This is a genomic window from Actinoplanes missouriensis 431, assembly GCF_000284295.1.
GTDB lineage: Bacteria > Actinomycetota > Actinomycetes > Mycobacteriales > Micromonosporaceae > Actinoplanes > Actinoplanes missouriensis.
This window is the reverse complement of the sequence record NC_017093.1, coordinates 6244423-6267362: the sequence shown is the minus strand read 5'-3', so window position 1 is coordinate 6267362 and position 22940 is coordinate 6244423. Positions and strand designations below refer to the sequence as shown.

At 71.6% G+C, this 22940-nt stretch carries 22 protein-coding genes, 2 tRNA genes and 2 pseudogenes; 14 read left to right on the top strand and 12 right to left on the bottom strand.

Going from position 1 to position 22940, the window contains the following annotated elements; genetic code table 11:
- Positions 1 to 7 precede the first annotated feature (7 nt).
- From AMIS_RS28820 to AMIS_RS28810, 3 genes are all read right to left on the bottom strand, one after another.
- Positions 8 to 841: an ABC transporter permease gene (locus tag AMIS_RS28820; protein WP_014445963.1), complete on the bottom strand. Its 834-nt coding sequence runs from the start codon at positions 839 to 841 to the stop codon at positions 8 to 10.
- Positions 838 to 1839: an ATP-binding cassette domain-containing protein gene (locus AMIS_RS28815; RefSeq protein ID WP_014445962.1), complete on the bottom strand. Its 1002-nt coding sequence runs from the start codon at positions 1837 to 1839 to the stop codon at positions 838 to 840. The genes AMIS_RS28820 and AMIS_RS28815 overlap by 4 nt, the downstream gene beginning before the upstream one ends.
- 65 nt (positions 1840 to 1904) lie before the next feature.
- Positions 1905 to 2777, bottom strand: coding sequence for a sulfotransferase domain-containing protein (locus AMIS_RS28810; protein WP_014445961.1), 873 nt, complete (start codon positions 2775 to 2777; stop codon positions 1905 to 1907).
- Between the two features lie 194 nt (positions 2778 to 2971).
- Here AMIS_RS28810 and AMIS_RS28805 point away from each other — a divergent pair, with 194 nt between their 5' ends.
- Positions 2972 to 4246, top strand: a complete 1275-nt coding sequence (locus AMIS_RS28805; protein ID WP_269447695.1) for an NAD(P)/FAD-dependent oxidoreductase — start codon at positions 2972 to 2974, stop codon at positions 4244 to 4246.
- Positions 4247 to 4260: 14 nt separating this feature from the next.
- On the opposite strand, the gene AMIS_RS28800 is transcribed toward AMIS_RS28805, so the two are convergent.
- Positions 4261 to 5682: a cation:dicarboxylate symporter family transporter gene (locus tag AMIS_RS28800; protein ID WP_014445959.1), complete on the bottom strand. Its 1422-nt coding sequence runs from the start codon at positions 5680 to 5682 to the stop codon at positions 4261 to 4263.
- 81 nt (positions 5683 to 5763) lie between these two features.
- Between AMIS_RS28800 and AMIS_RS28795 the strand changes: the two genes are divergently transcribed.
- The 3 genes from AMIS_RS28795 to AMIS_RS28785 are packed head-to-tail and all read left to right on the top strand — an operon-like array spanning position 5764 to position 9322.
- Positions 5764 to 7293 carry a sensor histidine kinase gene (locus AMIS_RS28795; RefSeq protein WP_014445958.1) on the top strand — a complete coding sequence of 510 codons (1530 nt, stop codon included), beginning with the start codon at positions 5764 to 5766 and terminating at the stop codon, positions 7291 to 7293.
- On the top strand, positions 7290 to 7985 hold the full coding sequence (locus AMIS_RS28790; protein ID WP_014445957.1) for a response regulator: 696 nt from the start codon (positions 7290 to 7292) through the stop codon (positions 7983 to 7985). The genes AMIS_RS28795 and AMIS_RS28790 overlap by 4 nt, the downstream gene beginning before the upstream one ends.
- Positions 7982 to 9322: a glucose-6-phosphate dehydrogenase gene (locus AMIS_RS28785; RefSeq protein WP_014445956.1), complete on the top strand. Its 1341-nt coding sequence runs from the start codon at positions 7982 to 7984 to the stop codon at positions 9320 to 9322. The genes AMIS_RS28790 and AMIS_RS28785 overlap by 4 nt, the downstream gene beginning before the upstream one ends.
- On the opposite strand, the gene AMIS_RS28780 is transcribed toward AMIS_RS28785, so the two are convergent.
- Positions 9274 to 10101: a class I SAM-dependent methyltransferase gene (locus AMIS_RS28780; RefSeq protein ID WP_014445955.1), complete on the bottom strand. Its 828-nt coding sequence runs from the start codon at positions 10099 to 10101 to the stop codon at positions 9274 to 9276. The two genes, AMIS_RS28785 and AMIS_RS28780, sit on opposite strands and share 49 nt — an antisense overlap.
- A 63-nt stretch (positions 10102 to 10164) precedes the next feature.
- Here AMIS_RS28780 and AMIS_RS28775 point away from each other — a divergent pair, with 63 nt between their 5' ends.
- The 4 genes from AMIS_RS28775 to AMIS_RS28760 all read left to right on the top strand — a co-directional run bounded on the left by AMIS_RS28775 (position 10165) and on the right by AMIS_RS28760 (position 11962).
- Positions 10165 to 10740 carry a TetR/AcrR family transcriptional regulator gene (locus tag AMIS_RS28775; protein WP_014445954.1) on the top strand — a complete coding sequence of 192 codons (576 nt, stop codon included), beginning with the start codon at positions 10165 to 10167 and terminating at the stop codon, positions 10738 to 10740.
- 64 nt (positions 10741 to 10804) lie between these two features.
- A complete protein-coding gene (locus AMIS_RS28770) occupies positions 10805 to 11545 on the top strand; it encodes an SDR family NAD(P)-dependent oxidoreductase (protein WP_014445953.1) in 741 nt (246 codons plus the stop codon).
- A gap of 259 nt (positions 11546 to 11804) precedes the next feature.
- A tRNA-Arg gene (locus AMIS_RS28765) sits at positions 11805 to 11877 on the top strand.
- A gap of 11 nt (positions 11878 to 11888) precedes the next feature.
- A tRNA-Leu gene (locus AMIS_RS28760) sits at positions 11889 to 11962 on the top strand.
- 3 nt (positions 11963 to 11965) lie between these two features.
- Here the strand turns inward: AMIS_RS28760 and AMIS_RS28755 are convergent.
- Together AMIS_RS28755 and AMIS_RS28750 are read right to left on the bottom strand one after the other, a co-directional pair.
- Positions 11966 to 12190, bottom strand: a complete 225-nt coding sequence (locus AMIS_RS28755) for a type II toxin-antitoxin system HicA family toxin (RefSeq protein ID WP_014445952.1) — start codon at positions 12188 to 12190, stop codon at positions 11966 to 11968.
- A complete protein-coding gene (locus AMIS_RS28750; RefSeq protein WP_014445951.1) occupies positions 12187 to 12399 on the bottom strand; it encodes a type II toxin-antitoxin system HicB family antitoxin in 213 nt (70 codons plus the stop codon). Before AMIS_RS28750 ends, AMIS_RS28755 begins: the two co-directional genes overlap by 4 nt.
- Before the next feature lie 154 nt (positions 12400 to 12553).
- On the opposite strand from AMIS_RS28750, the gene AMIS_RS28745 reads away from it, so the two are divergent.
- Positions 12554 to 13141 (top strand): dihydrofolate reductase family protein, encoded by a 588-nt coding sequence (locus tag AMIS_RS28745; protein ID WP_014445950.1) that lies wholly within the window; start codon positions 12554 to 12556, stop codon positions 13139 to 13141.
- Here AMIS_RS28745 and AMIS_RS28740 read toward each other — a convergent pair.
- Entirely contained in the window at positions 13123 to 13683 is a 561-nt protein-coding gene (locus tag AMIS_RS28740) for an NUDIX hydrolase (RefSeq protein WP_041831384.1), read from the bottom strand. The genes AMIS_RS28745 and AMIS_RS28740 overlap by 19 nt on opposite strands.
- Before the next feature lie 90 nt (positions 13684 to 13773).
- On the opposite strand from AMIS_RS28740, the gene AMIS_RS28735 reads away from it, so the two are divergent.
- Both AMIS_RS28735 and AMIS_RS28730 read left to right on the top strand, forming a co-directional pair.
- Positions 13774 to 14628 carry a GNAT family N-acetyltransferase gene (locus tag AMIS_RS28735; RefSeq protein ID WP_197537975.1) on the top strand — a complete coding sequence of 285 codons (855 nt, stop codon included), beginning with the start codon at positions 13774 to 13776 and terminating at the stop codon, positions 14626 to 14628.
- Entirely contained in the window at positions 14607 to 15362 is a 756-nt protein-coding gene (locus AMIS_RS28730; RefSeq protein ID WP_041830126.1) for a class I SAM-dependent methyltransferase, read from the top strand. The genes AMIS_RS28735 and AMIS_RS28730 overlap by 22 nt, the downstream gene beginning before the upstream one ends.
- 16 nt (positions 15363 to 15378) lie before the next feature.
- Here the strand turns inward: AMIS_RS28730 and AMIS_RS28725 are convergent, their stop codons facing one another.
- Positions 15379 to 17238 (bottom strand): elongation factor G, encoded by a 1860-nt coding sequence (locus AMIS_RS28725; RefSeq protein WP_014445946.1) that lies wholly within the window; start codon positions 17236 to 17238, stop codon positions 15379 to 15381.
- 228 nt (positions 17239 to 17466) lie between these two features.
- Here AMIS_RS28725 and AMIS_RS28720 point away from each other — a divergent pair, with 228 nt between their 5' ends.
- From AMIS_RS28720 to AMIS_RS28710, 3 genes are all read left to right on the top strand, one after another.
- Positions 17467 to 18063: a CPBP family intramembrane glutamic endopeptidase gene (locus AMIS_RS28720; protein WP_157435117.1), complete on the top strand. Its 597-nt coding sequence runs from the start codon at positions 17467 to 17469 to the stop codon at positions 18061 to 18063.
- A gap of 54 nt (positions 18064 to 18117) precedes the next feature.
- Positions 18118 to 19746, top strand: a complete 1629-nt coding sequence (locus AMIS_RS28715; RefSeq protein WP_014445943.1) for a DHA2 family efflux MFS transporter permease subunit — start codon at positions 18118 to 18120, stop codon at positions 19744 to 19746.
- 69 nt (positions 19747 to 19815) lie between these two features.
- A complete protein-coding gene (locus AMIS_RS28710; protein ID WP_014445942.1) occupies positions 19816 to 20481 on the top strand; it encodes a phosphotransferase in 666 nt (221 codons plus the stop codon).
- Positions 20482 to 21076: 595 nt separating this feature from the next.
- On the opposite strand, the pseudogene AMIS_RS45020 reads toward AMIS_RS28710, so the two are convergent.
- From AMIS_RS45020 to AMIS_RS28705, 3 genes and pseudogenes are all read right to left on the bottom strand, one after another.
- A pseudogene (locus AMIS_RS45020) lies at positions 21077 to 21257 on the bottom strand (DUF2201 family putative metallopeptidase); the annotation flags it as partial.
- Positions 21244 to 21447, bottom strand: a pseudogene (locus AMIS_RS44865) (hypothetical protein); the annotation flags it as partial. The pseudogenes AMIS_RS45020 and AMIS_RS44865, both read right to left, overlap by 14 nt.
- A gap of 88 nt (positions 21448 to 21535) precedes the next feature.
- A complete protein-coding gene (locus AMIS_RS28705) occupies positions 21536 to 22834 on the bottom strand; it encodes a hypothetical protein (RefSeq protein WP_014445940.1) in 1299 nt (432 codons plus the stop codon).
- Positions 22835 to 22940: the final 106 nt, after the last annotated feature.

Genomic DNA, 22940 nt, shown 5'->3' with positions numbered 1-22940 from the left:
CGAGGGCTCACGCCCGCTTCGCGTAGGCGCGCAGCGCCAGTGGCACGAAGACCACCAGCAGGCCGGCCATCCAGATCAGCGTGACGATCAGCGGCGAGGCGACCGGTCCGCTGACCAGCAGGCCGCGGATCGTCTCGACGAGCGGCGTGATCGGGTTGACGCTCACGAACGCCTGCAGCCAGCCGGGCAGCGTGTCGGTCGCCACGAACACGTTGCTGCCGAAGGTCAGCGGCAGGACCAGCAGGAACATGATGCCCTGCACTGCGCCCGAGGTGCGGACCAGCATGCCGACCCAGACCGAGATCCAGCAGAAGCAGAGGCCGAACCCGATCGAGAGCGCCACCGCGGCGATCGCCGGCAGCACACCGGTCTCCACGCGGAAGCCCATGATCGTGCCGAAGGTCAGCATCACCACGCAGACCGTCAGGTAGCGGATCACGTCGGCGACGACCGCGCCGACCAGCGGCGCCGACCGGGAGATCGGCAGTGACCGGAACCTGTCGAAGACACCCTTCTCGATGTCGGCGTTCAGGTTCTGCCCGAGCGCGACGCCGCCCATCGCGAGTGACTGCGCGAGCATGCCGGGCAGCAGGAACTGCAGGTAGGCGTGCCGGTTGCCGTCCGCGATGGCACCGCCGAAGAGGTAGGTGAAGAGGAGCAGGAAGATCACCGGCTGGATGGTGACGTCGATCAGCGCCTCCGGCGTGCGCATCGTCTTGATCAGGCTGCGCCGGGCGAGCGCGGCGCTGTGCCTGATCAGCGCGGGCAGGCCGCGTTTGTGACGATCGGGCGCGGCGCTGTGCTGCGGAACGGTCGGCTGCGGGGCGATCTGCGTGGTCATACCAGCTCCTCGGTCTTGGTGCGGCCGGTCAGGGTGTGGAACACCTCGTCCAGGCTCGGCAGCTGCAGGGCCATCTCGGTGACTTCGACGCCGGCGCGGGTCAGCTGGGAGAGCGTCTCGGTGAGCACGGCGTCGCCGGCCACCGGCACGCTCGCGGCGCCCGGGCGGCTGCCCGCCGCCTCGTCCCGGGCCGCGGTGGTGCCCGGCGCCGCGACGGCGTCGAGGATCCGCAGCACCTCCGGCAGGCGGGACTGGTCGGCCGGGCGGATCCGCAGCGTCTGGCCGCCGACCCGCCGCTTCAGGCCGTCCGGGGTGTCGTGCGCGATCACCCGGCCGTGGTCGACGACCACGATCTCGTCGGCGAGCGCGTCCGCCTCCTCCAGGTACTGCGTGGTGAGCAGCACGCTGGCGCCGCGCGCCACCTGGGTGCGGACCACGCCCCACATGTCCTCGCGTTTGGCCGGGTCGAGGCCGGTCGTCGGCTCGTCCAGGAAGATCACTTCCGGGCGGCCGACCAGGCTCGCCGCCAGGTCGAGGCGGCGGCGCATGCCACCGGAGTAGGTCTTGGCCGGCCGCTGCGCGGCCTCGGTGAGGTCGAACCAGGCCAGCAGCTCGTCGGCGCGGCCCCGGGCGTCCCGGCCGGACATGTCCAGCAGGCGTCCGATCAACACCAGATTCTGTACGCCGGTGAGGTCCTCGTCGACCGACGCGTACTGACCGGTCAGCCCGACCTTGCGGCGTACCGCCTGCGGGTTTTTGAGCACGTCCACGCCGGCCACGACGGCGCTGCCCTCGTCCGGTCGCAACAGGGTGGCCAGGACCCGGACGGCGGTCGTCTTACCGGCGCCGTTGGGGCCCAGCACCCCGAGCACGGTCCCCCGGCGCATCGCCAGGTCGACGCCGTCCAGCGCCTGTGTCTGCCCGAATCGTTTGCGCAGCCCTTCGGCGCGCACCACCAGATCTTCCATCCGTCGCATCTCCTCGATGTCGTTTCGCATCGAGACTGCGACGGGGCGCTGTCATGGGCCGCACACCGTGCTGGCGCGGCCCTGACGCGGCGCTGTCACTCGTGGGCGCGCTGGTCCACCGGGTATCCGAGGCGCTCGACGAGCCGGGGGCCGGCCGCTTTCTGGAACGCCTCCTGGATGTCGTCGTCGAAATGGTTCTGCCAGTCGCCGGCCTCGCCCTTGCGATAGTGCGAGACGGTGCCGCCGCCCTGCCTGTCGTTCATCCGGGCGAAGCTGTACCGGTCCAGCAGCGTCTCCAGAGCGGGCCGGGGAATGGCGATGCCGCAGTGCCGCATCAACTGGTCGATCTCCTCGGTTTGCCGGGGACCGGTCAGGTCCTCGTACCGGATCAGGCGGATCGCCTCGTCCTCGGGCGCGAGCACCCAGGAGCGCAGCGCGTTGAACCGGCCCTTCTTCGCGAGGTCGTCGATCAGGTAGAGCATGCCCTCCTTCTTCGGCAGCTCCCGCAGCACCTTGCGGACCTCGAGGACGTCGCCCATCGGCCCGTGCGAGTCACGGGTTGAGAAATAGCTGGAGACGACCATGTCGCGCGGGTCGCGCATCACGAAGAACGCGCGGTACCGCTCCGGCTTGGGCATCTCGTCGAACCGTTTGCGGGAGAAGAAGAGCGACAGCGCGATGCGGTTCGGCGGGCACACCCGTGGATCGCGCCAGTCGTAAAAGCGAGGGTCATAGGTGAGTAATCCGGAGTGCTGGTAAACGATCGGATCGCTGAAAATGGATTTAATCCACTGACTCGCCGTTTTGCGCACAGCGCAGTGATAGATGTTGACATATTCGCAACGGGAGGCCACCGGAACGGTGAGCCGGAGCCGCGCGTTGTGTGCCTGGAGCATCGTCCGGCGTGCGCGGACACGCAGGTGGTTCGGTGTGTGCTGCTTCGCGAACATGACAGTGCGGTTGAACATCGCCTGAGCCCGTGTCCTTCACTGCGGCAGGGGGAGGACATTAGTGATCGGGACTTTACAACAAGATCGATCAAGTTACTACGGATCCGTTAACGAGTATTTCGCGCGTGTCATACATTGACCGGTAACGCTCAGCCCGTTTTCAGCTTCGTCACAGTGAACATTGGTATGAGTCGCTGGCTAATACTTGCACATTGAGAAAGATTCTCGGGTTATCTAGGCTGCCCGTCATGATCGAAGCGCCAGGCCTGCTCGCCTCCGCCGTGTCCCGCTGGGGCGACGACCCGTTCGCGCGGGGTTCCTGGAGCCTCATCGGCCGCGACGGCACGCCGCAGGACCGGATCACGCTCGGCACGCCGGTCGGCGACCGGCTGCGGATCGCCGGCGAGGCCACCCACCCGACCCGGGCCGGGATGACACACGGCGCCTACGAGCAGGGCGTCGCCGCCGGGACCTGGGCCGCAGGGCTGGGGCACCGGCGGGTCGCGGTGGTAGGCGCCGGGATGGCCGGTCTCGGCGCGGCCCGTGCCCTGGCCGGCCACGGCGTCGAGACGATGGTCTGGGAGGCCCGGGACCGGATCGGCGGGCGCACCTGCGGGGTGGAGGTGGGCGGGTTCACGTTCGACCTGGGGGCCAACTGGCTGCAGCAGTACGACGACAACGTGCTGGCCCGGCTCGCCGAGCGGATCGGGCTGACCGTGGTGGCCACCGACTTCACCGATCCGCTGGTGCTCGGGCCGGCGCGCGGACCCGTACCCGAAGGTCTCGAGGGTGAGTTGCGCGCCCGGCTGGAGAAGGCGCCGCCGCAGGCGGCCGTGGCCGACGTGCTGGAGAGCTGGCTGCGGCATCCGGCGCCGTTCCCCGCCGCGGCGATCCGGGAGCTCGTCGACGCGGAGATCGTGATGGACTCCGGCGCGCCGCTGTCCTGGCTCAGCGCGCGGCACGGGTTCGAGCCCGGTGTCGGCGAGGGGGACCGGTGGATCGTCGGCGGTTATCGGCTGCTCACCGAGCACCTGGCCGGCGGAGTCGACGTGCGGCTGGGGCATCCGGTGCGGCGGATCGGCATCGGGCCGCACGGTGTGACACTGACCGGCGACGGGCGCACGCTGGACGCCGACGCGGTGATCGTGACGGTCCCGCTGCCGGTGCTCGCGGCCGGCGGCATCGCGATCGAGCCGGCGCTGCCCGAGGAGCACCGGGCAGCGCTCGGGCGTCTCGGGGCGGGCCGGGTGGAGAAGGTGGTGCTGCGGTTTGGTGACCGATTCTGGCCAGTGCACCCGGCGGGCTACTACCGGGTGCACGGCCCGGGGGAGAACGAGATCTGCGAGTGGCTGGACGCCACCGCGGCGGACGGGACGCCGACGCTCGTCGGGCTCTTCGCCGGACCGTGGCTGGACCGGCTGTGGCAGGGCTCCGACTCCGACGTGGCAGCACGGTGTGCGGCGGTCTTCACGGAAGCCCTGCCCTGATCCGCCCGGCGGGGTCACACCTTGGCCGGCTCCGGCTCGGGCTCCGACCCCGGCCCCGACGCCGGCTTCGGCGCGGACCCCAGCCCCGACGCCGACCCCGGCTTCGGCGCCGCGGGCGCCTCACCACCGTGATCGTCGACCATCGTGGCCTCGTCGAACGGGTCACCGCCGCTGAGCACCAGCGCGGCCCGCTCCCGGTCGAACTCGCGGGTCCAGACGCCGACCAGCACCGTCGCCACCGCGTTGCCGGCGAAGTTCGTCAGCGCCCGCGCCTCGGACATGAACCGGTCGATGCCGACGATCAGCCCGACGCCGTCCACCAGGTCCGGCCGGTGGCTCTGCAGGCCGCCGGCGAGGGTGGCCAGGCCGGCGCCGGTGACACCGGCCGCGCCCTTGGAGGCGATGATCATGAAGAGGAGCAGCGACACCTGCTCGCCCACCGAGAGGGGGTCGCCCATCGCCTGGGCCACGAAGAGCGACGCCATGGTCAGGTAGATCGCCGTCCCGTCCAGGTTGAACGAGTACCCGGTCGGCACCGTGATGCCGACGACCGGCCGGGACACGCCGACGTGCTCCATCTTGGCGATCAGCCGGGGCAGCGCCGACTCCGACGACGAGGTGGAGACGATCAGCAGGAACTCCCGGCCCAGGTACTTGAAGAACGTGAAGATGTTGATCCGGGCGACCGCCCAGAGGATCGCGCCGAGCAGGCCGAAGACGAAGATGACACACGTCGCGTAGAAGCCGAGCATGATCTGCGCGAGGCTGATCAGCGCGTCCACGCCGGTCGCGCCGACCACCGCCGCCATCGCGCCGAACGCGCCGATCGGGGCCAGCCACATCAGCATCGCGAGGATCCGGAAGACCAGCTTCTGGAAGATCCCGATCGCTCGCAGCACCGGCGCGGACGCCTGGCCCATGCCCTGCAGGGCGAAACCGACGAGCAGCGCGGCGAGCAGGGTCTGCAGCACGTTGCCCTCGGTGAGCGGGGAGATCAGCGTGGTCGGGATGATGCCGAGCAGGAAGTCGGCGGTGCTCTCCGACGCGGTGTCGCCGACCGCCTTCCGGCCGGCCGCCGCCACCGACTCGCTGAGGTCCATCCCGGAGCCCGGGTGGATCAGGTTGCCGACCACCAGGCCGATCGCGAGCGCCACGGTGGACATGGTCAGGAAGTAGCCGAGGGCGAGGCCGCCGACCTTGCCGACCTTGGCCGCCTGCCGGACCGAGCCGACGCCGAGGACGATGGTGCAGAAGATGACCGGCGCGATCATCATCTTGATCAGGTCGACGAATCCGGTGCCGATCGGGCGGAGCTCGACGGCGGCGTCCGGGGCGAGCAGCCCGACGCCGATGCCGAGGAGGACGGCCACGACGACCGCCGGGTAGAGGTAGCGGGTGCGGTCTTTCTTGACCTTCGGGGCGGGTGCGGTTTCCATGTCGAGAATGTGGCCTGGGTCTCACCCGGGATCACGATTACGTTCATTTTGTTCATTCGATTCAACCGGAAGGATGGCGGCGTGGTCCGACGCTGGAGCATCGCGCGGCAGCTCTTCGCCCTTCAGGTGCTCGTCGTGACGCTGCTGGTCGCGGCCGGCACCACCGGTGCCGTCCTGCTCGCCCACCGCGACGCCCGCAACGCCGCGATCGAGGAGGTCACCGCCGTGGCCGACACCATCGCGCTGTCACCGGCCGTCGTGGACGGTCTGCGCAGCGCCGACCCGGCCGCCGCGCTCCAGCCCTGGGCCGAGGCCACCCGCAGGGCGACCAGGACCGACTTCATCGTGGTGATGGCGCCCGACCGCACCCGCTACACGCATCCCACCGCGAGCCTGATCGGCCGGCCGTTCGCCGGCAACATCGACGAGGCGCTGCGCGGCGGCACCGTCGTGGAGGAGTTCCACGGAAGTCTGGGCGACTCCGTCCGTACCGTGGTCGCGGTCTTCGAACCCGGAACACGAACGGTCATCGGCCTCGTCTCGGTCGGCATCACGACCGCCGCCATCAACCGCAGCCTGCTCGCCCGGCTCCCCGCCGTCGCGACCGCCACCGGCGGCGCGCTGCTGCTCGCCGCAGGCGGATCCTGGCTGCTCAGCCGTCGGTTGCGGCGACAGACCCACGGCCTCGGCCCGGCCGAGATGACGCGGATGTACGAGTATTACGACGCGGTCCTGCACGCGGTCCGCGAGGGCCTGATCGTGGTGGACAGAAACGGTCACGTGGAGCTGATCAACGACGAGGCCCGCCGGCTGCTGGACTTCGGCGGCGACCTGCCCGCGGAGATCAAATCGGTGATGGGCGAGGACGAGCCGGTGCTCGCCGGCGACCGGATCCTCGTCGTGAGCCGCCGCGAGACCCGGTTCGACGGCCGTGTCCTCGGCAGCGTGCTGACCCTGCGCGACCACACCGAGCTGCGCGCGCTCACCGGCGAGCTGGACTCCGTGCGCGGTCTGACCGAGGCCCTGCGCGCGCAGGCGCACGAGGCCGCGAACCGGCTGCACACCGTGCTGACCATGGTGGAGCTGGGCCGGACCGGCGAGGCGATCGCACTGGCCACCGCCGAGCTCGCCCTCGCGCAGCAGCTCACCGACCAGGTGGTCGGCGCGGTCGAGGAGCCGGCGCTCGCGGCGCTGCTGCTCGGCAAGAGCGCCCAGGCCGGCGAGCGGGGCGTCGAGCTGACCGTGGACCCGGCCTCGTTCCTGGCCGGCCACGTGCTGCCCAGCCGGGACCTGCTGACCGTCGTCGGCAACCTGGTCGACAACGCTCTCGAGGCGGTCGCCGGACGCGACCTGCCGCGCCGGGTCAGCGTCCTGATCCGGCAGGAGGACGGCGAGGTGCTGGTCCGGGTGCGCGACAACGGACCGGGGCTGCGCCCCGGCGAGGCCGCCGAGGCTTTCCGCCGCGGCTGGTCGACCAAGCCGGGTGAGGGACGCGGCGTCGGCCTGTCGCTGGTCCGCCAGATCACGGAGAGGTACGGGGGAACCTATGCGCTCGAGAGTCCGGCCGAGGGGGGCGCCGTGCTGACGGTCCGGTTGCCGGTGCCGTCGTGATCCGGGTGCTGGTGGTTGACGATGAGCCGCGGATCGCCGAGGCGCATCGGGCGTACACCGAGAAGGTCGTTGGTTTTGGGGTGGCGGGGGTGGCGCACACGGCCGCCGAGGCGATGGCCCGCCTGCGCGGCGAGCCGATCGACCTGGTCCTGCTCGATCTCAACCTGCCCGACAAGCACGGCCTGGAGATCGCCCGTGCGCTGCGGGCCGCCGGGAGCGGCACCGACGTCCTCGCCGTCACGTCCAACCGGGACATCGACATGATCCGGCAGGCCGTCGCGCTCGGGGTCACCCACTACCTGCTCAAGCCGTTCACCTTCGCGGCCTTCCGCGACAAACTGGACGGTTACGCCCGGTACCGCCGCCAGCTCCGCGAGGCCGGCGCGGTCGCCGCGCAGCACGAGGTGGACCGAGTCTTCGCGACCCTGCGCGGCAGTTCCCCGGACACCCTGCCGAAGGGCCTCGACCAGCGCACCTTCGACCTCATCCGGGGCGCTCTGCGGGCGGCCGCCCCGGCCGGCCTCTCCGCCGCCGAGGTCGCCGCCCGCATCGGCACGTCCCGGGTGACCGCCCGCCGCTATCTGGAGCATCTCGCCGACGCGGCCCGGGTGACCCGGGCCCCGCGATACGGCGGACCGGGTCGTCCCGAAGTCGAGTACCGGCCCGGTCCAGCGGGTATCGGGAGTCCATGACGGACCAGACACTCATCATTCTCGGTGCGAGCGGCGACCTCACCGCGCGTCTGCTGCTGCCCGGTGTCGGCGCCCTGATCAAGGCGGGACACGTGCCGGGGCTCACGCTGATCGGCGCCGCGCTCGACGAGGACTGGGACGACGCCCGATGGCAGCAGCGGGTGCGGGACTCGGCCGGGCAGACACCGCCGTCCCGGTGGATCCGCGCCGACGTGACACGGGCAGACGACCTGCGTACCGTCCTGGGCGCCGCCGAAGGCCCGCCGGCGATCTTCTTCGCCCTGCCGCCCGCCGTGACCGCCCGCGCCTGCGCGGCCCTGCTCGACGTCGACCTCCCGGAGGGCACCCGGCTGGTGCTGGAGAAGCCGTTCGGCACCTCCGCGGAGTCGGCGGCCGAGCTGAACGCGCTGCTCACCCGCCTGGTCCCGGAGGACCGCATCCACCGCGTCGACCATTTCCTCGGCAAGTCGACGGTGCTCAACATCCTCGGCGTGCGCTTCGCCAACCGGATCTTCGAGCCGCTGCTGAACAGCACCCACGTCGCGTCGGTCGACATCGTCTTCGACGAGAACCTGGGGCTGGAGAACCGGGCCGGCTACTACGACCGTGCCGGCGCGCTCGCCGACATGATCCAGAGTCACCTGCTGCAGATCCTCGGCATCCTCACGATGGAACCGCCGATCAGCCTGGACACCGGCGAGTTCCGGGACCGCAAGGCCGACGCGTTGCGCGCCACCCGCCTCTGGGGCGAGGACCCGGCGGCCTGCAGCCGCCGCGCGCGGTACACCGCCGGCGACCTTTCCGGACGCCACCTTCCCGGGTACGCCGACGAGCCCGGCGTGGATCCGTCGCGCGAGACCGAGACCCTCGCCGAGCTCGTGCTCACGGTCGACACGTGGCGCTGGGCCGGCGTGCCGTTCCGGCTGCGCTCCGGCAAGGCGATCGGGAACAGCCGCAAGGAAGCCGTGATCACCTTCAAGCGACCGCCGCGCGTGCCGGACGGGCTGACCGGCTGCGATGAGCCGGACCGGCTGCGGATCACGTTCGGGCCGGACCGGATCGCCCTCGACTTCAACATCAACGGCCCGGGCGACCCGTTCGAGCTGGATCCGGTCTCGCTGTCGGCCGAGTTCGGGGCGGGGGAGCTGCCGCCGTACGGTGAAGTGCTGCGTGGCGTCTTCGAGGACGACCCGACGCTGTCGATCCGGGCTGACGTGGCCGAGCAGTGCTGGCGGATCGTCGAGCCGGTGACCGCGGCGTGGCGGGCCGGGGCGGTGCCGCTCCTGGACTACCCGGCCGGGAGCGCCGGCCCGGAGGATTCGCTGCTCACGTCCTGACCGGTCCGGGTCGCCGTCGTCAGCACGGTGGTGTACCCGATCGTGACCGTCTCGCCGATCACCGCGGCCAGGCCGGCGAGGAGGGCGTCCTGCTCGGCGGGCGGGAGCAGGTGGTACCCGCCCGACGTGGGGACCTGGTCCAGCCAGTCGTCGCGGCGATAGGTGTGGTCCCAGGCATGCGTCCAGAGCTCGGGCTCGCCGAAGGCTCCGGATTCCGTCAGGCCCTGGGCGGCCCGATCGTGGAACGCCATGTCTTTCGTGGTTGTGCCTCCGGCCGGTGTGGCCCATGGGGTGAACGGCAGGCTCGGCGCCACCCGGCGGTACACCTCGGCGAACATCGCGACCAGCTCCGGATCGGGCGTGAACGCGTTCCAGAACAGCGCGATCCCGCCGCCCGGCCGCAGCACCCGCGCGGCCTGCCGTGCGCCCGCGACCGGATCGACCCAGTGCCAGGCCTGCCCGGCGATCACCCCGTCGAAGCTGCGGCCGGCCGGGTCCCAGGTCTCGAACGCGGACACCTCGACCGGGACACCGCGCCGCCGGGCGAGCGCCGCCATCCGGTCGTCGGGGTCGACGCCGAGGACCCGGCAGCCCGCCGCGCGGAACTGCTCGGCCGCGATGCCGGTGCCGGCGCCGACGTCCAGCACGTCGGCGCCGGGCAGCGCGGCGACGATCCGCTCCACCATCGCGGCGGGATAGCGTGGCCGGGTCCGGTCGTAGCGCTCGGCGTCGAGGCCGAACGATTCCGCGAGCCGGCGGTGAGCGTCAGGAGTGGGCATGCGCCCACTATAGGGCCGGAGTGGGCACCTGCCCACTCGTTGGCGGGAAGAGTGTGTGCCGGAATGCCGACAGGTGTGGCTCTGCGAGACGTGCGGGAGCAGCTCTTCGACGCTGCCGACCGGATCCTGCTCACCTCCGGCCCGGAGGCGCTGACCAGCCGCGCGGTCACCACCGAGGCGGGCTGCGCCAAGGGTGTGCTGCACCGGCACTTCGCCGACTTCGACGCGTTCCTCGCCGACTACGTGCTGGACCGGGCGCACCGGATGGACGCGCAGGCCGCCCGGCTCGCCGAGGCGGCCGGCGCCGGGACCGTCGTCGAGAACGTGGCGGCGGCGCTGACCGCGCTCTTCGAGTCGGTGGCCGTCGCGATCGTGGCCCTGGTGACGTTCCGGGACGAGCTGCGCGCGCGGCTGCGGACGACCTGGCCGGCCGGGGTGCCGGTGCTGACCGAGGGCGCCCAGATGATCGCCGGTTACCTCGAGGACGAGCGGGCGCGGGGACGGATCAGGGCGGACGCGGATCCGGAGGTGCTCGGGGCGATGCTGATCGGGACCGGGCATCTGCTGTTCGCCGACCGTACCGGCGCCCGGCCCTCGCCCGACGCGGTCCGCGACCTGGTCACGAAGGTCTTGCGCTGACGCGGTAGCCCAGGATGCGCCATCCCCTGCGATCCCGTCTCCGCCGGTGGGCAGAATCGTGGCTATGGGTGGACGGTGCGCGGACAAGATCGTGGTGGTCACCGGCGCGGCGCGCGGCCAGGGCGCCGCCGAGGTGGACGCGCTGCGCGCCGAGGGGGCCGTCGTGATCGCCACCGACGTCCTGCCGGAGACCGGGATCCGCCCGCTCGACGTGTCCCGCCTCGACGACTGGGTGGCGCTCGCCGCCGAGCTGCGCGGCCGCTTCGGCCGGGTCGACGCGATAGTGAACAACGCCGGGGTGACCGGCCGCGACCGGCTGCCGGACATCGACCCGGCGGCCTGGGAACGGGTCATGGCGATCAACGTGACCGGGCCGATGTACAGCATGAAGACCCTCGTCCCGCTGATGCCGGCCGGCTCGTCGATCGTCAACATCTGCTCGGTGGCCGCCGTCTCCGGGCACGCGGCCGCGCCGTACACGGCAAGCAAGTGGGCGCTGCGCGGCCTGACCCGCAGCGCGTCGCTGGAACTCGGCATCCGCGGCATCCGGGTCAACGCGGTGATGCCCGGCCTGATCGACACCCCGCTGATGGACACCGCGCCGCAGGAGTTCTTCGACGCCGCGCTCCCGGAGATCCCGCTCGGCCGGGTCGGCGTCCCGGCCGACGTGGCGCCGCTCATCGTCTACCTGGTGTCGGACGAGTCCGGGTACGTCAACGGCGCCGAGATCGTGGTGGACGGCGGCCTCACCGCGCACGTCTCGCACAAGGCCATCGCCGACGCCACCAGGCCGCCGTTTAAATGAATTGCCGGCGCCCGCGGGCGCACCTATCGTTTGTCCTACCAGCACAACGGATCTTCGAAAGGAGCACGACAGTCATGATCCGACGAGCCGTGTTCCTTGCCCGATTGCGCGCCTAGCGTTTCGCTGGCGATCGACGCGCCGCCCCTGGCGATTCCGGATCCGGGCGGCTTCTCTTCTTCCGTTCTTTCCCCGTCGGGTGCCGCGTGTCTCTCTCTCACGCCGCGCCCGCCCACCCGGCCGATCCGGCCGGGTGGGCCTCGTCTCCGTAGCTCAGCGGACAGAGCACCGGTCTACGAATCCGGCGGCCGGGAGTTCGAATCTCCCCGGGGACACGCGTTGTATCGCCCTCGTGGCCCAACAGGCAGAGGCACCAGGCCGAGGTCCTGGACGGTGCGCGTTCGAATCGCGCCGAGGGCACCGTCACCGCAGCAGCAGCAGAAATTCCGCGGGAGTCAGGCCGGCCTGGCGGAGGATCGACGCGAGCGTTCCGCGTTTGACTGTCGGATGCTGAGGAACCACGACGATCCGGCCATCCGCGTTCTGGAAAACCGCGTGGCTGCCTTTCGTTCGAACGTGGGCGAAGCCGGCCTTCTTGAGTGCGTCGACAACCTTACGCAGAGGAAGGTCCGCGAGCGCCGGGCTCATGCAGCCGAGGCCACTTGGAACGACGTGACGAACGGCGTGGCTTCGATCTCGGGTTGCGAGGTCTGTTCGAGATACAGCTCGACTGCCTCGCGGAGGTTCGTCAGCGCTTCCTCGAGGGACTGCCCCTGGCTCGCCACATCGAGCTCCAGGCAGCGCGCGACATACCAGTCTTCTTCTTGGTGAACCGCTGCGGTCAGCGTTCGAGTCATGTCGGGTTCTCCCGTACAACGCGGTGCGCTCATCCTACGCGACGACGGGCGGTGGCAGCCGCGCGAATGAATGTGGTTGTCACTCGGCGGAGTCTTGCCAGGTGCGGGGGCCGCGGGCGACTCTGCGGAGACAGACGTCGAAGGAGGCCTGCCGATGGGCAAGGTCGTTTCCGCGCTCTCCATGTCGCTCGACGGCTTCGTGGCTGACGAGCATGACGGGGTCGCCGAGCTCATCGGCTGGTATCAGAACGGCGACGTGGAGATCACCAGTGCCGATCCCCGGTGGACGTTCCATGTGACCGAGGCCAGCGCCGTGTTCCTGCGCGCCGCCCTGGCCGGCGTGGGCGCGCTGATCTGCGGCCGCCGGCTCTTCGACCTGACGAACGGCTGGAACGGGCGGCACCCGGCCGGCTGCTCGATCTTCGTGGTGAGTCACTCGCTGCCGACCGGCTGGCCGCGCGACGACGTGCCGGTCACCTTCTACCCGGACGCGATGGCCGCGCTCGACGCCGCGCAGGCCGAGGCCGGCGACAAGACGGTGGCGGTCTCCACACCCACGATCACCCGGCAGTACCTGGACGCCGGCCTGCTCGACGAGCTCACCGTCTCGCTGGTCCCGGTGCTGCTCGGGGAGGGCACCCGGTTCTTCGGCAGCCTCACCGTGGCCCCGATCCGGCTCACCGGCCCCGAGGTGATCGAGGGCCGTGGCGTCACCCACCTGACCTATCGCGTGCTCCGCTGAAGCTTGTCCAGAAACCTTCCCAGGTGCGGGTCGAATCGTCCCGGGTCGGCCGAGCGGAGCTCGTCCGGCGACCACCAGCGCACCGCGCGGAACTCACCCTCGTCGGGGGTCAGGCGGTGCGCACGACCCAGCGGGAGTACGAACCAGAGACTCACGTCCGTGTGCCCGGCATCGACGCCCACGGTGCGGGTGACCGTCAGGAACAGCGGATCCGGCTCCGGCGTGGCGGTCACACCGAGCTCCTCACGCACCTCCCGCGCTGCCGTCTCGCGCGGGTCCTCGTCCACCTCGACGTGCCCGCCGGGCGGCAGCCACAACCCGGCGTTCACATGGTCGACGAGGAGGACGCAGCCGTCGGCCGGGTCGACCGGCACGACGTAGGAGACCAGGTGCTGCGCGGGCTCGGCCGGCTTGACCCGGCGGAAGACGTCGCCGGTGCCCCGGAGCCAGCCCAGCGTGTGCGCCCGGTGCTCGGCCTCCAGGTTGTCGCCCGGTTCGAGGGCCGTCACCATGCGATGGACGGTCATCACGGAGGGTCGCATCCGGGAATACTGCCATGCCGGCGACATCGAGACGGGCATGCCGTCGATATTGAGGAGAGGACGGCACCGGATTGCCGCAGAATGACCGCCGTGAGCGTACGCCTGATTCTCCTGCATGACCCGGCGGCGAACCGCCTGGCCTGGCTCGCGTCCGGTCCGGACGGCCGCCCGCTCGGCACCGCGTTCCTGCGTGTGCCCACCGGTGGCGTCGCGGATCTGGAGATCCGGGTGCATCCGGCCGAACGGCGGGCCGGTGTCGGCACGAGGCTGCTGGACGCCGCCGTGGCCGCCGCGGAGGAACGCGGGCTGCCCGGGGTGCTGACCGAGGCGGTGCCGGAGGGCTCGGACGCGGAGGCGTTCTACCTGCGGCACGGGCTGCGGCGGGTGCTGTCGCTGAGCTACACCCGCCTCGACCTCGCCGGGACGCTGCCGGACGTGACCGAGACGCCCGGCTATCGGCTGGCCCACTGGGAGGGCGTGGTGCCGCCGGAACTCGCGGAGACGTTCGCGCGGTCCCGGCGGGCGATGGACGACATGCCGATGGACGACGCCGGCTATGTCCCGCAGCCGTGGGACGTCGCCCGGCTGCACGCGGTCGCCGAGGCGGTGGCCCGACGCGGCGAGACGCTCCGCACCACCGCGGCGATCGGGCCGGACGGCGAGATCGCCGGGTTCACCGAGGTCGTCGTGGGGGAGAGCGCGGAGGGACAGCACTACGGGACGGGTGTGCTGCCCGAGCACCGCGGCCGGGGGCTGGCCCGATGGATGAAGGCCGCGCAGATCAGAGCCGTCCGCGAACGGTTCCCCCGGCTGACCGGGCTGCTCGCCGACACCGCCGACAGCAACGCCGCGATGCGCCGGGTCAACGCGTCGCTCGGCTACGTTCACACCCACCGCAGCCGCCTCTATCAGAAGGATCTGCCGTGCGCGCCTTCCGGGAGCTGATCGACGAGGCCGCCGCGGCCGACGTGTCCGGCTGGGATTTCCGCTGGCTGGAGGGGCGCGCGACCGAGGAGCGGCCACCCTGGGGGTACGCGGGACTGCTGGCCGCCCGCCTGCCCGCCGCCGGATCCGCGCTCGACCTGGACACCGGCGGCGGCGAGGTGCTCGCCGGGATGCCCCGTCTGGCCCGGCGCCAGGTGGTGACCGAGGGCTGGCCGCCGAACGCGGCGCGGGCCCGTGAGCTGCTCGGGCCGCGCGGGGTCACGGTCGTCGAGGTGCCGCAGGGCGCGCCGCTGCCGTTCGCGGACGGCGAGTTCGACCTGGTCACGAGCCGGCACCCGGTCGATCCGGCATGGTCGGAGATCGCCCGGGTGCTCGCGCCGGGCGGGAGCTACCTGGCGCAGCACGTCGGGCCGGCGTCCGCGTTCGAGCTGATCGAGTTCTTCACCGGGCCGCTGCCGCGGCAGCGCCTGGCGCGCGATCCGGAGCGGGAGGCCGCAGCGGCGCGGGCGGCGGGTCTGGAGGTGACGGACCTCCGCACGGTACGACTGAGAATGGCGTTCTCCGACGTCGGGGCGGTGGTGTGGCTGCTGCGCCGCTGCGTCTGGTGGATCCCGGACTTCAGCGTGGACCGTTACCGCGCGGAGCTGGAGCGGATGCACTCCCTGATCGGCGCGCGGGGGGAGTTCGCCGCCCACTCCACCCGCACGCTGATCGAGGCCCGGCGCCCTGGCTGAGCGCCGGGCCGATCAGTCACGCCGCCGGGCGGTAACCGGCCGGTCGGCTGGTGAACGTTCCGCGGCCGTGGGTGCGGCTGCGGAGCCGGCTCGCGTAGCCGAACAGTTCGGCGAGCGGCACGAGCGCTGTCACACCCCGTACCCCGGAATCGGTGACCTGGCCCCGACGCGCCGCAAGGTCGCCGAGCACCGCGCCCAGGGTCTCGGGCGGCGCGCTCACCGTGACCTCCGCGACCGGCTCGAGCACCTCCAGCGTGGCGGCGCGCAGCGCTGCCCGCAGGCCGAACCGGCCCGCCGCCCGGAACGCCATCTCCGACGAGTCCTTCGGGTGGGTCTGACCGTCGGTGAGCGTGACCGACAGCCCGACCACCGGGTGCCCGCCGAGCGGACCACCGGCCAGCGCCTCCCGGCAACCGGCCTCGACGGCCCGCACGTATTCGGCGGGCACCCGGCCACCGGTCACCGTGGACGCGAACGTGAAGCCGGTGCCCTCGGCCGGCGTCACGTCGAGCGTGACGACCGCGAACTGACCGGCGCCGCCGTCCTGCTTGACGTGCCGGTACGTGACACCGGCGACCCCGGCGGCGACCCGTTCCCGATAGGCGACCTGCGGGCGGCCGGTCGTCACCAGCAGACCCGTCGCCTGACGCAGCTTCTCCACGGCCACCTCCAGGTGCAGCTCACCCAGCCCGGACAGCAGCAGCTGACCGGTCTCGGCGTCGGTACGCACGCTCAGGGACGGATCCTCCTCGGTCAGCGCGGCCAGGGCGGACGGCAGTCGCTGCGCGTCCTGGCGGGTACGCGCCTCGACCGCCACCGAGACCAGCGGCTCGGCGACCCGTGGCGCCTCCAGCAGCACCGGATGGGCCCGGTCGCAGAGCGTGGTGCCGGCCTTCGCGGCCTTCACCCCGGCGACCGCGACGATGTCGCCGGCCACCGCCCGGTCCACGTCGGTGTGCCGGTCGGCCTGGACGCGCAGGATCCGGGCGATCCGTTCGGTACGGTGCGCGCCGGCGTCCCACACGACGTCTCCCTTCGTGATCGTGCCGTCGTAGACGCGCAGGTAGGTGAGGCGGCCGGCGCGTTTGAAGGCGAGCGCGGCGAGGGGTGCGGCGTGGTCGCCGGCCGGTGCGGGAAGGTAGTCCACGATGGCGTCGAGAAGGGCTTCCACACCGATGTCGCGGTAGGCGGAGCCGCAGAGGACGGGGACGGCTTGGCGGGTGCGCGTGAGATCTTGAATCGCTGCGCGCAGGGTCGCGTCGGACATTCCGGAAATTTCGCTTAAAGCCCCTTCGTGCAGCTCGGCCACCGCTTCTTCCAAGATCTGTCGCGCCGCCGCAGTCTCCGCGGGCGGGTTGTTGACCAGGTCGATCACACCGGTAAGGCCACCCTCTCGGCCGATCGGCACCTGCACCACGAGCGGCACCACGCCGAGCCGCTCCCGGATCGAGGCCACCGCCGCGTCCAGGTCCGCGCCGGGACGGTCCAGTTTGTTCACGAACGCGAGCCGGGGCACGGCGTACCGGTCCGCCTTGCGCCAGACCGCCTCACTCTGCGGCTCCACGCCCGCGACACCGTCGAAGACCGCGACCGCGCCGTCCAGCACCCGCAGCGAGCGCTCGACCTCGTCGGAGAAGTCGACGTGGCCGGGCGTGTCGATCAGGTTGAGCCGGTGGTCGTTCCAGTCGCAGCTGACCGCGGCCGCGAAGATGGTGATGCCACGGTCCCGCTCCTGAGGATCAAAGTCGGTCACGGTGGTGCCGTGGTGGACCTCGCCGGTCTTGTGGGTGACGCCCGTCGCGAACAGGATCCGCTCGGTGAGGGTGGTCTTGCCGGCGTCGACGTGGGCCAGGATGCCGAGATTGCGTACACGCATTGTTCTTGTCTTTCGAAGCTGATCCGATGGTGGGCAGCGCCCGCCGGACCGCTCACCAACAGCGGTCAGGCACGTCCGGCCTCGGTGGCGCAGCCGAAGCCGGGCACACCAGACACGAGGATCAGCTCGAAGAGCGACACCGGGACGACGACGGCGGTGCGGTAACGCACGGCGGTCTCCTCTCCCTGGTCGCGGTGATGGGGAGAGGCTACGAGGCCGGTGGCGGAGGTGTCGATCGTTTTAACGGTGATGGTCGCCGTCCGCGTCTGGACCTGGATCGGCCCCGCATGGGCCCAGCCGATCACCGGTCCGCTCGCCACGGTGGGCCTGGTCCTTCTCACCGGCCTGCCGCCGGCCTTCAACACCGGCATCGGGTACGCGGTGAGCAGCGTCCTCGTGATCGCCGCGGGATACGCCGTGGCCCTGCTGATCCCGGCGGCCCGGAGGGCGCTCGCCGCACGGGAGTTCCCGACTCCCTGGCGCACCGCGCTGGTGGAGATCCCGCTCGCCACCGTCACCTTCGAGGAGATCGCCTTCCGCGGGGTGCTCTGGACGCTGATCGACGCCCAGCACGGCCGGGTCTGGGCCACCGCGATAACCGCGGTCCTCTTCGGCCTCTGGCACGTATCACCCGATCCGGATACCCGCGCCCAGCTGGGGACAGTGGCGTTCACCACGTTCGCGGGTGTCGTGTTCGGCCTGCTCCGCGACCTCTCCGGCGGTGTGCTGGCGCCGTTCGCGCTGCACTGGGCCGCGAACGGCCTGGGTGTGCTCGCATCGACAGCCGTGCGCCGCCGCCGCGCCGGGCCTTCTTCCGACAGTTAAAAGGTGAGGTGGAGCTGGATATCCGTCGCTAGGCTGCGGGGCGGACGATCCAGGGTGCGCGCCGGGCCCGCATCGCAAGCCGCAAATTCCCTGTTCCCAGGAGTTTTCGTGAGTAATCAACCCGTGGCAGCGCCAGCCAAGCTCGACGGCGCCGTCCTCAAGATTGCCGGCGTGGTGGTTCTCGGCGCCATCATGTCGATCCTCGACGTCACCGTCGTCAGCGTCGCGTTGCCGACGTTCCAGACCGAGTTCGGCGCGTCCTACGCCGAGGTCGCCTGGACCATGACCGGTTACACCCTGGCCCTGGCCACGGTGATCCCGCTCTCCGGCTGGGCGGCCGACCGATTCGGCACCAAGCGCCTCTACATGGCGGCGCTGCTGCTCTTCACGCTCGGCTCCGGCCTCTGCGCCACCGCCGACAGCATCGGCCAGCTCGTCGCCTTCCGCGTGCTGCAGGGCCTCGGCGGCGGCATGCTGATGCCGCTCGGCATGACGATCATGACCCGGGCCGCCGGTCCGGAACGGATCGGCCGGCTGATGGCCGTGCTCGGCATCCCGATGCTGCTCGGCCCGATCGGCGGCCCGATCCTCGGCGGCTGGCTGATCGACGTCGCCAGCTGGCACTGGATCTTCCTGATCAACCTGCCGATCGGCGCCGTCGCGCTGGTCTACGCGCTGGTCGTGCTGCCGAAGGACAACGCCGAGCCGTCCGAGTCGTTCGACTTCATCGGCATGCTGATGCTCTCGCCCGGTCTCGCGCTCTTCCTGTACGGCGTGTCCTCGCTGCCCGAGGAGGGCACGATCACCGCCACCAAGGTGTGGCTGCCGATGCTCGTCGGTGGTCTGCTGGTGATCGGTTTCGTCCTCTACTCGTTCAAGCCGCGGCACCCGCTGCTCGACCTGCGCCTGCTGCGTAACCGCAACCTGACCGTCGCCTCGATCACGCTGGCCGTGTTCACCGTGGCGTTCATGGGCGCCGGGCTGCTCTTCCCGAGCTACTTCCTGCAGATCCGCGGCGAGTCGACGCTCGACGCCGGCCTGCTGATGGCGCCGCAGGGCCTCGGCGCGATGGTCACGATGCCGATCGCGGGCATCCTGGCGGACAAGGTGCCGATCGGGCGTACCGTGCCGTTCGCCCTTCTTCTGATCGGGGCCGGTTTCTTCGCGTTCACCCAGGTCGGGACGGACTCGTCGTACCTTCTGCTCTGCGGTTCGCTGTTCGTGATGGGCCTCGGCATGGGCGGCACGATGATGCCGATCATGACGTCGGCGCTGCGCACGCTCACCAACCACGAGGTGGCCCGCGGCTCCACCCTGCTGAACATCCTGCAGCAGATCGCCGGCTCGATCGGCTCGGCGATCTTCTCGGTGATCCTGACCAACCAGCTCAACGAGTCGCCGGTCATCCCCGGCGTCACCAACCCGGTCAGCGGCGAGCCGGTGACCGAGGCGGGCATGGCGATCGCCGCACAGCAGGACCCCGCTGTCGCCCAGCAGTTCCCCGACCCGTCGCTGCTGGAGCGGGGCCTGCAGTTCGCCGCGGACTCGTTCGCCACCACGTTCACGGTCGGCTTCGTCCTGACGCTGCTCACCCTGATCCCGGCGTTCTTCCTGCCCCGCAAGAAGGAGACGTCCAAGCTGACCGACGAGCAGGGCGCCGCGACACCGGTCATCCTGCACTGACCACGCCGGCTTCTTCACGATGAGGACCCGGGCTCGTTCCCGGGTCCTCACCCGTCTGCGGGGGCGACCTTGGAACTGATCGGAACCGGACGCCAGGCCGACGTCTACGCCCTCGACGAGCGGCGCGTCCTGCGTCGCTACCGCGACGGGACGGACGCCACCGGTGAGGCGGAGATCATGGCGTACCTGTCGCGCTTCGATTTCCCCACACCCCGGGTGTACGGGGCCGGCGGCGCCGACCTGATCCTGGAACGGCTGGACGGCCGCACGCTGCTGGGCGCGCTCCTGGCCGGAGAGATGAGCACGGCGGAGGGCGCGGCCTGCCTGGCCGGCCTGCACCGCCGCCTGCACGAGGTGCCACCCCGGCCCGGCGGGCGCGCCGGCGACCGGATCCTGCACCGCGACCTGCACCCGGACAACGTGCTGATGACCTCCCGGGGGCCCGTGGTGATCGACTGGAACAACGTGGCGGACGGGCCACCGGAGGTCGACGTCGCGCTCACCGCGGTCATCGTCGCCCAGGTCGCGGCGGACCCCGAGCATCCGATGGCCGAGCCGGCCCGCGGTTTCGTCGCCGCGTTCGGGCGGGTCGCCGGCGACGACGTGCGTGCCGGACTCGACGCGGCGCTGGCCGTCCGCTCCGCCGATCCGGCCCTGACAGCCGCGGACACCGCCCGGTTGCCCGAGGTGGCGGCGCTCATCCGGTTCCTGTCGTCAGGGGATTTCTCGTCGTAGGTGGATGGCAGCATGCTTGAGCCTTGCCGGTTGCCGGTTGCCGGTTGCCGGTCGCCGGTCGCCGGTTGCCGGTCGCCGGTTGCCGGGCGCCGGTCGCCGGGCGTCGGTCGCGCGGGTTGAGCCTTGCCGGGCGCCGGTCGCGCCGGCCCTGGCCCCGAAGCCCGGGCTGCTGCTGAAAGCACTGAGGGCCAGCTCGTCTCGCTCGGCTGGTTACCGGTGCTGCCAGCTGCCCGTTTTGTCCGCACTGAGCGCCGGCCGGCATCGGCGTTTCCAAGATCTGCCAGCCTTGGGGACCGCGACACGCCCTCGGGACCGGAACACGCCCTCGCCGGGGCCGCGACACGCGCTTGGGACCGGACACGCCCTCGTCGGGACCGCGCTCGGGATCGCGAGACGCCCTCGTCGGGGCCGCGGCACGCGCTCGGGATCGCGAGGGGTCGCTCAGGACCGCGTGACGCGACCGACGGCGCGCACCCGGATCAGGCGCGTGCCGGGCGACGGGGCCGGCGATGCCGGTTGGGCGATGAAGGCGGGCGATGAAGGCGGGCGACGAAGGCGGGCGACGTGGGACGTGGGTGCTGGGTGGTGGTGGTGGTCAGCCGATGTGGACGACGTGGGCCCAGTCCGGGGGTCGGTCCGGCACGTAGTCCAGCTGCTCGTTGAACCGGGACGGCCGGGGGAAGAGGCCGACCACCGTGCGGCACGGTGGCCGGCGCTCGGGCCAGGGGGGTCTGGCCGTCGGTCAGTGCCACGATCACGTCCGAGGGAGTCGGCGAGGTGGTTCAGCGCCGCGGTCTTGCCGATGCCGGGCTCACCCCAGAGCAGCACCGGCAGGTCGGCGCTGACCGCGAGCGTGAGCGCTTCGAGCTGGGTGTCGGGCCGGTGCTCGGTGGCCGTATCGCCGAGCAGGGCGAGCAGGTCGGCGGCGACGTCGAGCGTTCCGGCGGCGTTCAGGACAGTAGTCAATGTGCATCACCTTCGAGAAGTCGAGTGTGGCCGGTCGCCGCCGCTGCCTCCGGTCGGAGAGCGCGGCGAGCGGCAGGGGAGTTGCTGGTCAGCGTCCGCCGGCGTGGCGGGGGTGGGTCCGGACGGCGCGGCGTTCCCGGGCTTGCCGCGGGTGACGTGGCGGGCAGTGCCCCGCGATGCCGGCGCGGAAGAGCCCGTAGCGGACCCGCTGGTCGGCGGCCGCCCGCAGCTCGTCCCGCAAAGCGCCGTCGCGCAGCACGCCACCGGTTCCGAGCAGCGACTCCACGGTGTCCAGCGCGCCCGCGTAGTCACCGTGGTCCAGCCGGGCCCGGACGTCGACGAGGTCCTCCGGGTGCCGGATCGCCGCGTCGACGGCTCGCAGGCAGGGCAGTGGGGTGCCGCCGAGCGCGACCAGGAGCTGCTCGCGCCGCAGTTCGGCCGGGTCGTGGTCCAGGGGTGCGAGCACGCCGTCGACCGGGCCGATCCGATGCCGGGCCTCGTCGCACTCCACGATCCGGAGATCGGCGACCTCATCCCGCTGCTGCCGCGCAGGGGGTGGCGAGGCGCCGGGCACGAGCGCTTCGGCGACGAGCGGGTGCAACTGCTCGGCGTCGACGAGTCCGGCGCGGAGCAGCATCACGTCCGGCAGCACCCGGACAGCCACGGCCGGCAGCACCGGCAGATTCACTCCGGCGTGGCGCCCACCGACGCGATCGGGGCACGTCGTGGCTGCCCCGTGGGCGCCTTTCGCCACGACGGCGGTGAAAGGGCGTCGCCGCACTGCCACCGGGCCGTCCGGCAATCCGTCGGCGGTGAGCAGGATCGCCGCCTCGGCGGCCCACCGATGCACCGCGAACCCGTCCGCACCCGCCCAGCCTGCCGGGTCGGCGCGTTCATACAGTTCAGGAACTCGCCCGGCGTCCCACAGGCACCGATGCAGGTCGAGCCGGAAACGCCGGTCCGGTCGCGGATGGGGATGCCCCCGCGGCCTCGGCTCACCCCGCTCCCACAGCGCCAGACTCACCCGCTGTCCCGCATCCGCCCAGGCCGGGGGAGTGCGCGCCACCAGGTGCAGCCCGCCGTACCGGGCGAGCGCCACGGTCAGCCCGGGCCGCAGCAAACCGTCGCCGCCCCGGGGCAGATGCCATCGGAGCAGGTCAGGCGCGAGCGCCCGGAGATCCGCGCGCAGGGCGGCAGCCGTCGGGGAGCCGTGTGCGCGGGCCACGGCCCGCACGTCGAGGTCCACGTCGAACCGGGCCGCGGCGCACGCGCCGGCCCAGTCTCCGGCGAGGCGCCGGACGGTGGCGGATTCGATCATCGAACGCGGCACGGCGTACGACCGCACGTGCCGCCAGATTTCCAGTCGGGTGTCGTTCGCGGAGCGCATCAGCACTCACCTTCGGCGAACGAGACCCCCGTTCCGTACCCGGAGGTATTCATCGCCGGGCAGCCTACCGCCCCGGCCGTCGCGATGTCAGCCCGATAACCAGCCG

Coding starts and splice junctions, on each gene's coding strand:
- AMIS_RS28755 (WP_014445952.1), bottom strand. CDS start 12,190: ATGAGCCCGGCGCTCGCGGACCTTCCTCTGCGTAAGGTTGTCGACGCA.
- AMIS_RS28820 (WP_014445963.1), bottom strand. CDS start 841: ATGACCACGCAGATCGCCCCGCAGCCGACCGTTCCGCAGCACAGCGCC.
- AMIS_RS28705 (WP_014445940.1), bottom strand. CDS start 22,834: ATGCGCTCCGCGAACGACACCCGACTGGAAATCTGGCGGCACGTGCGG.
- AMIS_RS28785 (WP_014445956.1), top strand. CDS start 7,982: ATGACGGACCAGACACTCATCATTCTCGGTGCGAGCGGCGACCTCACC.
- AMIS_RS28740 (WP_041831384.1), bottom strand. CDS start 13,683: ATGCGACCCTCCGTGATGACCGTCCATCGCATGGTGACGGCCCTCGAA.
- AMIS_RS28770 (WP_014445953.1), top strand. CDS start 10,805: ATGGGTGGACGGTGCGCGGACAAGATCGTGGTGGTCACCGGCGCGGCG.
- AMIS_RS28810 (WP_014445961.1), bottom strand. CDS start 2,777: ATGTTCAACCGCACTGTCATGTTCGCGAAGCAGCACACACCGAACCAC.
- AMIS_RS28800 (WP_014445959.1), bottom strand. CDS start 5,682: ATGGAAACCGCACCCGCCCCGAAGGTCAAGAAAGACCGCACCCGCTAC.
- AMIS_RS28745 (WP_014445950.1), top strand. CDS start 12,554: ATGGGCAAGGTCGTTTCCGCGCTCTCCATGTCGCTCGACGGCTTCGTG.
- AMIS_RS28725 (WP_014445946.1), bottom strand. CDS start 17,238: ATGCGTGTACGCAATCTCGGCATCCTGGCCCACGTCGACGCCGGCAAG.
- AMIS_RS28750 (WP_014445951.1), bottom strand. CDS start 12,399: ATGACTCGAACGCTGACCGCAGCGGTTCACCAAGAAGAAGACTGGTAT.
- AMIS_RS28780 (WP_014445955.1), bottom strand. CDS start 10,101: ATGCCCACTCCTGACGCTCACCGCCGGCTCGCGGAATCGTTCGGCCTC.
- AMIS_RS28775 (WP_014445954.1), top strand. CDS start 10,165: ATGCCGACAGGTGTGGCTCTGCGAGACGTGCGGGAGCAGCTCTTCGAC.
- AMIS_RS28815 (WP_014445962.1), bottom strand. CDS start 1,839: ATGCGAAACGACATCGAGGAGATGCGACGGATGGAAGATCTGGTGGTG.